The following is a 7,671-nucleotide window of genomic DNA, read 5'->3' on the forward strand; positions in this document are numbered from 1 at the left end:
CCCGGTCCGCATCAAAACATACGGGCCCCCTTGATAGACTTCTATACCAAAGTATGGGGACGCCCGGTGTGCATCGTTCCTTCGGACGGAAAAGGCGCGTACCCGCAGTCGAATTCCCGGGTTCCCCGCGGTCCGTACCTTTCCGGTCATGAATCCCAGGAAATATTCCCGACGTTTCACCCGGGCCGGAGTCCCCGCCGCACCGCGGCCGGTGACCCGGGTCGCCGTCGTACTGGCCGCCGTCGCCTCCATCGCCTCCATCGCCGTGACCAGCGGATGCAGCACCCTCCACGGAGTGACGTCACCGGCCGACGCACGCGCCGCCGCCCAGCGCGCGGCCCGGGCCGGCAGCCACCGCCCCGCCCCCGACTGCACCGTCGAGAAATGCGTGGCGCTCACCTTCGACGGAGGGCCCGGCGCCACCACGCCGAAACTGCTGGACATTCTCGCGGAGAAGACGGTCCGCGCCACGTTCTTCGTCCAGGGGAAAGGCCACACGGACACCTATCCGCAGACCCTGCGGCGCATGGCGCGCGATGGCCACGAAATAGGCAACCACACCTGGTCGCACAAGGTGCTCACGGAACTGGACGCGCGGCAGGTGAGCGACGAACTGACCCCGGTCCAGAACGACGTCCGCAGGATCACCGGACACGCCCCCACCCTGATGCGCCCACCGCAGGGCCGCACCGACGACGACGTCTCGGCGGTCATGCGGGAACTCGGCCTGGCCCAGGTGCTGTGGAGCGTCACCGCGAAGGACTACGCCACGACCGACACCGCGCTGATCACCCGGCGGGTCCTGGACCAGACGAAGCGCGACGGGATCATCCTCCTCCACGACCGCTACCGGGGCACGATCCCCGCCGTCCCCGGGATCGTCGACGCCCTGCGCCGCCGGGGCTACGTCCTCGTGACCGTCTCCGAGCTGATGGCTCCCGCCGTACCGCGCCCCGGCACGGTCTACCGGCCGTGACGGTGGCCCTGGCGTCTGCGGCCCCGGCCGCGCCCCCGCCCCGCCCGGAGGGTCAGCGCTTGCGGCGGGTGCGGGCGGCGACGACGACGGCGGCGAGGCCGGTGACCGCGATGAAGCCCATCGCGACGAGGAAGACCGGTGACGTCGGCGTCGCGGCGCGGCTGCCGGCGATGACGTAGGCCGCCGTGTTGGGCACGCTTCCCAGCGCCGTGGCCAGCAGGAAGGGCGCGAGGCGCATCCGCGAGACCGCCGCGCTGTAGTTGGCCGCCGCGAACGGCACCCCGGGGAAGAGCCGCATCGCCAGCATCGTGCGGAAACCGTGCTCGCTGAGCTGGCGGTCCGCGGCGAGCAGCACCCGGCCGCGGAGCAGCGGGCGCAGCGCGTCCCGCCCGAGGAGGCGGCCGAGGACGAAGGCGAGGCCGGCACCGAGCACCGTGCCGGCGAGGGCCGCGGGCACTCCCGCCTGGGCACCGAAGAGCGCTCCCGCGCCGACGTTGAGCAGGGGGCGCGGTACGAAGGCGAGGGCGCAGAGCCCGTAGCCGGCGGCGAAGAGCACCACGGCCGCGGCGCCCGTGAGTTGCGCGGGCCAGCCGTGCGCGAGCAGCCGCTGGGGCTCCCACACCAGCACCGAGGCCGCGGCCCCGGACAGGAGGACGACCAGCAGCGCCAGCCGCGCCCACGACGCCGGTCGCGAACGCGGTCGGGAGAGGACGGTGACCTCGGACATCCTGCGAGCCTAGCGGAGGAGGATGTCGCTCCGGTGCCGCCGCGTACCGTAGGGCCATGGCCCCTCCCGCCCCGGTCCTGCCGGACAGCGCCCTCGCGGACCTCGTGCTGCCCCGGCTGAGCTCGGCGTACGGTGCCGCCGCCGACCCGGTGCGGGCCGCCTCGGCGGCGGCGTACATGCGGGACGCGTTCCCGTTCCTCGGTATCGCCACGCCGGCCCGGCGTACCCTGTCCCGCGCCGTGCTCGCGGGCACGCCGCGCCCGGACGAGGGGGACTGCACGGCCGTCGCCCTGCGTTGCTGGGCGCTCCCCGAACGGGAGTACCGCTACTTCGCCGTGGACTACCTGCGCCGTCATGTGGGGCGCTGCTCACCGGACTTCCTCGGCACGGCCCGGCACCTGATCACGACGGAGCCGTGGTGGGACACCGTCGACCTGCTCGCCGCGCACGTCGTCGGACGGCTCGTGGCCGCCGGCCCCGCCCTGGTGGACGTGATGGACGAGTGGATCACCGGCGACGACCTCTGGCTCGCCCGCACCGCGCTGCTGCACCAGTTGACGTACAAGGCGGACACCGACCCCGCCCGGCTGTTCCGCTACTGCCTGCGTCAGGCGGACCACCGGGACTTCTTCATCCGCAAGGCGATCGGCTGGGCACTGCGCGCGTACGCCCGCACCGATCCCGGCGCCGTGCGGGCGTTCCTCGCGGAGTCGGGGGAGCGGCTGTCGCCGCTGTCGGTACGAGAGGCGGGGAAGCACCTGTGAGCGGGGGCGACGGGCGCGGCCGGGTGCGCCGCAGCTACGACACCGTGGCCGAGGAGTACCGGGAGCGCATCGGGACCGAGTTGGCGTACAAGCCGCTGGACCGGGCCCTGCTGGCGGCCCTCGCCGAGCAGACCGCGGACGGCGCGCCCGTGGCGGACCTGGGGTGCGGCCCCGGCCACGTCACGGCGTGGCTCGCGGCGCGCGGGGCGCGGACCGTGGGCATCGACCTGTCGCCGGGAATGGTCGCGCTCGCCCGCCGCGAGCACCCCGGGGCCGAGTTCCGCGAGGGCGACCTGCTCCGCCTCCCTGCGGCGGACGGCGAGTTCGGGGCGGTCGTCGCGCTCTACGCGGTGGTCCATCTGACGCCCGGTGAACTGCGGGCGGCGTTCGGCGAGATGCGGCGCGTGCTGCGCCCTTCCGGGCGGGTGCTCGTGGCCTTCCACGTCGGGACGGAGATCCGGCACGTGACGCAGTGGTGGGGGCACGAGGTCGACGTCGACTTCCACTTCCACGACCCCGGGACGGTCACCGAGGCGCTGACCGACGCCGGGTTCGAGGTGGAGGCGCGGCTGGAGCGGGCCCCCTACCCGCAGGAGACGGAGACCCGGCGCGCCTACGTCCTCGCCCGCGTCGGCGGGGCGTGAGGCGGGCCGCCGGAAAATCGTTCGACCGACGGCCGTGCCGTACCCGATCATCGACGGCATGTCCCGGTACGCCTTCAGCGCAGATACGTCCGCAGTCGCGGACGCGCTGCAGGCTGCCCCGGCACAGGCTTTCTCGGCCAACGCGTTCGGCGGCGCCCGAATCTGACCCTTCCCGGACAGTCCGGCGGACCCCGCAGGGGGAGGGTCGGCACGGTCCAGGGGTCCCGCACGCGAGGCGATGAATCGACTTACCGAGGAAGCAACATGCCCAAGCAGGCGTACGTGCGCACCAAGCCGCACCTCAACATCGGGACGATGGGTCACGTCGACCACGGCAAGACCACGCTGACCGCCGCCATCACGAAGGTGCTCAGCGCCCGCGGCTCCGCCGCGTTCGTGCCGTTCGACCGGATCGACAAGGCCCCGGAGGAGGCCGCTCGGGGGATCACGATCACCATCGCGCACGTCGAGTACGAGACGGACACGCGGCACTACGCGCACGTCGACATGCCCGGTCACGCCGACTACGTGAAGAACATGATCACGGGCGCGGCCCAGCTCGACGGGGCGATCCTCGTCGTCTCCGCCCTCGACGGCGTCATGCCGCAGACCGCCGAGCACGTGCTGCTCGCCCGCCAGGTCGGCGTCGAGCACATCGTGGTGGCGCTCAACAAGGCCGACGCCGGCGACCCCGAACTCACCGACCTGGTCGAGCTGGAGGTGCGCGAGCTGCTGTCCGCCCAGGGCTACCCCGGCGACACGCTGCCCGTCGTCCGGGTGTCGGGCCTGCGGGCGCTGGAGGGCGACCCGCGATGGACGTCGGCGATCGAGGCGCTGCTCGACGCGGTCGACACCCACGTGCCGATGCCGCACCGCTACACCGACGCACCCTTCCTGCTGCCGGTGGAGAACGTGCTGACCATCACCGGGCGCGGCACGGTCGTCACCGGCGCGGTGGAGCGGGGCACGGTCCGCGTCGGCGACCGCGTGGAGGTGCTCGGCGCGGGGACGGCGAGCGTGGTGACGGGTCTGGAGACCTTCGGCAAGCCGATGGACGAGGCCCAGGCGGGCGACAACGTGGCGCTGCTGCTGCGTGGGGTGGCCCGGGACGTGGTCCGGCGGGGCCACGTGGTGGCCGCGCCGGGCAGCGTCACGCCGAGCCGCCGGTTCCGGGCGCGGGTCTACCTGCTGCCGGCCGCCGAGGGCGGGCGGCGCACCGGGATCGCCAGCGGCTACCGGCCGCAGTTCTACGTCCGCACCGCCGACGTCGTCGGCGACGTGGACCTGGGCGAGGTGGGGGCGGCCCTGCCGGGGGCGACCGTCGACATGACGGTCGAGCTGGGCCGGCCGGTGCCGTTGGAGCCGGGGCTCGGCTTCGCGATCCGTGAGGGCGGCCGCACCGTCGGCGCGGGCACCGTCACGGCGCTCGCCGAGTGAGCGCGGGGGTCCGGGGGTTCCGCCCCCGGGCCCCGTCGTGTGCTGGGACAATTGCGGCGTGGAGGACGACGGACGCATACCCGTGACCCAGGACGTGGACTTCGGCGCGGCCAGGCTGCTGCCGGACGTGGACCGGCCCGCGGGCTGGCTGCTCACGGTCGACGGGGCCCCTCAGTCGTACGTGGACCTGGACGACCCCACCTACCTGGAGTTCGAGTACGCGCGGCGCCTGGCCTACGTGCTGGACGAGGCCGCGCCCGAGGGCGCGCCGCTGGACGTCGTCCACCTGGGCGGCGGCGCCCTGACGCTGCCCCGCTACACCGCCGCGACGCGGCCCGGTTCGCGGCAGCGGGTCGTGGAGGCCGACCGGGCGCTCGCCGCGCTGGTCGCCGCCCGGCTCCCGCTCGGGCGTGGCGGTGACGGCGTGGCGATCACGACGGACGACGCCCGTGCATGGCTCGAGGCCGCCCCGGACGCTTCGGCGGACGTCGTCGTGGCGGACGTCTTCGGCGGTTCGCGGGTGCCGGCGCACCTGACCTCGTACGAGTTCGTCACCGAGACGGCCCGCGTGCTGCGTCCCGGCGGGGTGTACCTGGCGAACCTCGCCGACTCGGCGCCCTTCGACTTCCTGCGGCCGCAGATCGCGGGCCTGCGCGAGCTGTTCGGCCAGGTGTGCCTGATCGCCGAGCCCGGGGTGCTGCGGGGCCGCCGCTTCGGCAACGCCGTGCTGGCCGCGAGCCGCGCCCCGCTGCCGGTGGACCGGATCGCGCGGCGTACCGCGTCCGACGTCTTCCCCGCCCGCGTGGTGGCCGGCGACGCTCTGGAGGTGTTCGGACGGGGGGCGCGGCCGGTCTACGACAAGGACGCGGTGCCCTCGCCGATCCCGCCCGAGGGTTCCTTCGGCGTCGGCTGACCGCCCCGCGCGACCGTCCGCCCGCCCTCGGGGTCGTCCACGCGCCGCAGCCGCCGCACCTCGGGGAGGGTGAGCACCGCGCCCGTGAGCAGCACCGTCAGCCCCGCGCAGCCCCACAGCGCCCCGTTCAGGCCGAAGGCGTCCGCGGCCGGGCCCGCGAGCGCCGTGCCGATCGGCATCATGGAGACCGAGCCGAACCAGTCGTAGGCCGCGACGCGGGAGAGCTTGTCCTCGGGGATCTCCTGGTGCAGCGCCATCATCCAGGCCACGCCGAACACCTCGATCGACAGGCCGGCGACGAGCATCGCGCAGGCCAGCAGCGGCACCGGGAGCGCCAGGGCCAGCGCGGCGGCGGGCAGCGAGAACGGGAAGACGCAGAGCACCCCGGCGAGCAGGATGCGGCGCGGCCGCCAGCGCAGCATCAGCAGCCCGCCCAGCAGGTTCCCGACGCCGAACGCGGCCAGGGCCGCGCCCCACGGCCCGGCGCCGCCGAGGTGCTCCCGGGCCACGAGCGGCCCGTACACCGCGTCGGCGGCCGTGAACACGGCGTTGACGACCGAGAACTGCACCACGATGCCCCACAGCCAGCGCCGTGAGACGAACTCCCGCCAGCCGTCGCGCAGATCGCCCAGCAGACCGCCGCGCAGACCGCCGCCGCGCCGCTCCGCGCGGTCGCGCAGCGTCGCCGGGGACACCCGCAGCAGCGCGCGCAGCCCCGCCGCGACCGCGAAGCACGTCGCGTCCACCGCGAGGACCCAGCCCGGTCCGGCGAGGGCGACCAGTGCCCCGGCGAGCGCGGCGCCGCCGACGTTCGCCCCGTTGACGCCGAGCCGGAACACCGCGAAGGCGCGGCCCGCGTGGGCGGAGTCGACGGTCGAGAGCAGCATCCCCTCGTTGGCGGGGGCGAAGAAGGCCTGCCCGGTGCCGCCCAGCGCGGAGAGCGCGGCCATGTGCCAGATCTCGGCCCGGCCGGTCAGCACCAGGACCGCGAACAGGCCCTGCGAGACCGTGTTCAGGCAGTTGGCGGCGACCATGACCCGGTGCCGCGGCAGCCGGTCCGCGACCGCGCCCCCGATGAGCAGGAAGACGACCAGGGGTACCGTCCGCGCTGCGGCGACCAGTCCGATCTCCGTACCGCCGCCGCCGGTCTGCAGGACCGCGAACGCCGACGCGACGACGGCGCCCGAGGCGCCGAGCCCGGTCACGAAGGCGGAGGCGGCGAGGAGCCGGAAGTTGCGGCCGGCCCAGTCCGGGAAGCGCGGCCGGTGGGGAACGTGGCGTTTCACCCGGGGACTATCGTCGCTGGGCCGTTTCCTTGGCAAACCCATTTCCGGCCGACAGCCGGGCCGGGCCGGGCCCGAGCCGGCCGGATCGGGCTACGGCCTCGCCCTCGCCCTCAGCCGACCAGCCGGACGCTGTCGCGGACCTTGGCCACCGTCCCGGCGTCGACCGCGCCCGCGTAGCCGCTGTCCACGACCAGCAGCCAGGAGCGGACCTCCTTGTCCTTGCCGAGGAAGGTGAAGCTGTACGAGGTGCCGTCGGCCGCGCACGAGCCCTTCATCCCGGTCGCGCGCGTGGAGGCGATCCAGCCGGGCACGCCCTGGGCGTTGGTGTAGGCGCGGGGGGCCGCCTCGGTCAGCTTGGTGCGGCCCTCCTTGTTGTACTTGCCGTACGCCCAGTTGTAGGCCTCGTTGGCGGCCTCGGACTTCAGGCTCTTGGCGCCCTTGCCGCCCTTCACGCCCGCCAGGCCGCGCTCGTCGGTGCCGCACCACTTCTCGTCGAGGACGGCCGCGCCCCCGGTGACGACGCGGTTGTCGTCCCACTCGTAGCCGATGAGCAGGCCCTGCGGCTTGACCGTCCAGCCCTTGGGGACGTCGTAGGCGACGCCCATGTCACTGCGCACGACGGTCTGCCAGCCGGGGACCACGGGCTTGATCGTGTCCTCGCCCGGGTTGCCGCGGGCGTCGTCCGGGCCCGGGCCCTGCTCACCCCCCTCGCCCTCCTCGCTCCCCGACGCGGAGGGCGAGGGGGCGGGGGAGTCCGGGGCGCTTTCCGAGGCGACCGGCGAGCGGCTGCCGGCCGGGCCGGCCTGCGGGCCCTTGTCGTCGCCGGTGAGCTTCACCGCGACCAGGACACCGGCGGCGACCACCGCGACCGCGGCCACCACCGACACCGCGACCACCGCGCCCCGCCGCCCCCCGGGCGGCTTC

At 74.5% G+C, this 7,671-nt stretch carries 8 protein-coding genes; 5 read left to right on the forward strand and 3 right to left on the reverse strand.

Features of this window, described 5'->3' with window-relative positions:
* Positions 1-148: 148 nt before the first annotated feature.
* Positions 149-976, forward strand: coding sequence for a polysaccharide deacetylase family protein (locus PV341_RS21980; protein ID WP_500324996.1), 828 nt, complete (start codon positions 149-151; stop codon positions 974-976).
* 52 nt (positions 977-1,028) lie between these two features.
* Here PV341_RS21980 and PV341_RS21985 read toward each other — a convergent pair whose 3' ends face one another.
* Positions 1,029-1,703 (reverse strand): TVP38/TMEM64 family protein, encoded by a 675-nt coding sequence (locus PV341_RS21985; protein ID WP_499510441.1) that lies wholly within the window; start codon positions 1,701-1,703, stop codon positions 1,029-1,031.
* A gap of 56 nt (positions 1,704-1,759) precedes the next feature.
* Between PV341_RS21985 and PV341_RS21990 the strand changes: the two genes are divergently transcribed.
* The 4 genes from PV341_RS21990 to PV341_RS22005 all read left to right on the forward strand — a co-directional run bounded on the left by PV341_RS21990 (position 1,760) and on the right by PV341_RS22005 (position 5,461).
* Positions 1,760-2,467, forward strand: a complete 708-nt coding sequence (locus PV341_RS21990) for a DNA alkylation repair protein (RefSeq protein WP_500324994.1) — start codon at positions 1,760-1,762, stop codon at positions 2,465-2,467.
* Positions 2,464-3,111 (forward strand): class I SAM-dependent methyltransferase, encoded by a 648-nt coding sequence (locus PV341_RS21995; protein WP_500324992.1) that lies wholly within the window; start codon positions 2,464-2,466, stop codon positions 3,109-3,111. Before PV341_RS21990 ends, PV341_RS21995 begins: the two co-directional genes overlap by 4 nt.
* A 264-nt stretch (positions 3,112-3,375) precedes the next feature.
* Positions 3,376-4,548 (forward strand): elongation factor Tu, encoded by a 1,173-nt coding sequence (tuf, locus tag PV341_RS22000; RefSeq protein ID WP_500358800.1) that lies wholly within the window; start codon positions 3,376-3,378, stop codon positions 4,546-4,548.
* Positions 4,549-4,606: 58 nt separating this feature from the next.
* Positions 4,607-5,461: a spermidine synthase gene (locus PV341_RS22005; protein ID WP_500324989.1), complete on the forward strand. Its 855-nt coding sequence runs from the start codon at positions 4,607-4,609 to the stop codon at positions 5,459-5,461.
* Here PV341_RS22005 and PV341_RS22010 read toward each other — a convergent pair.
* Positions 5,401-6,789 carry an MFS transporter gene (locus tag PV341_RS22010; RefSeq protein WP_500358802.1) on the reverse strand — a complete coding sequence of 463 codons (1,389 nt, stop codon included), beginning with the start codon at positions 6,787-6,789 and terminating at the stop codon, positions 5,401-5,403. The genes PV341_RS22005 and PV341_RS22010 overlap by 61 nt on opposite strands.
* Before the next feature lie 68 nt (positions 6,790-6,857).
* Positions 6,858-7,671: DUF8017 domain-containing protein (locus tag PV341_RS22015; protein ID WP_500358803.1), on the reverse strand; the 814-nt coding region annotated here is incomplete at its 5' end.

Source organism: Streptomyces sp. PA03-1a (genome assembly GCF_033792805.1).
Lineage (GTDB): Bacteria > Actinomycetota > Actinomycetes > Streptomycetales > Streptomycetaceae > Actinacidiphila.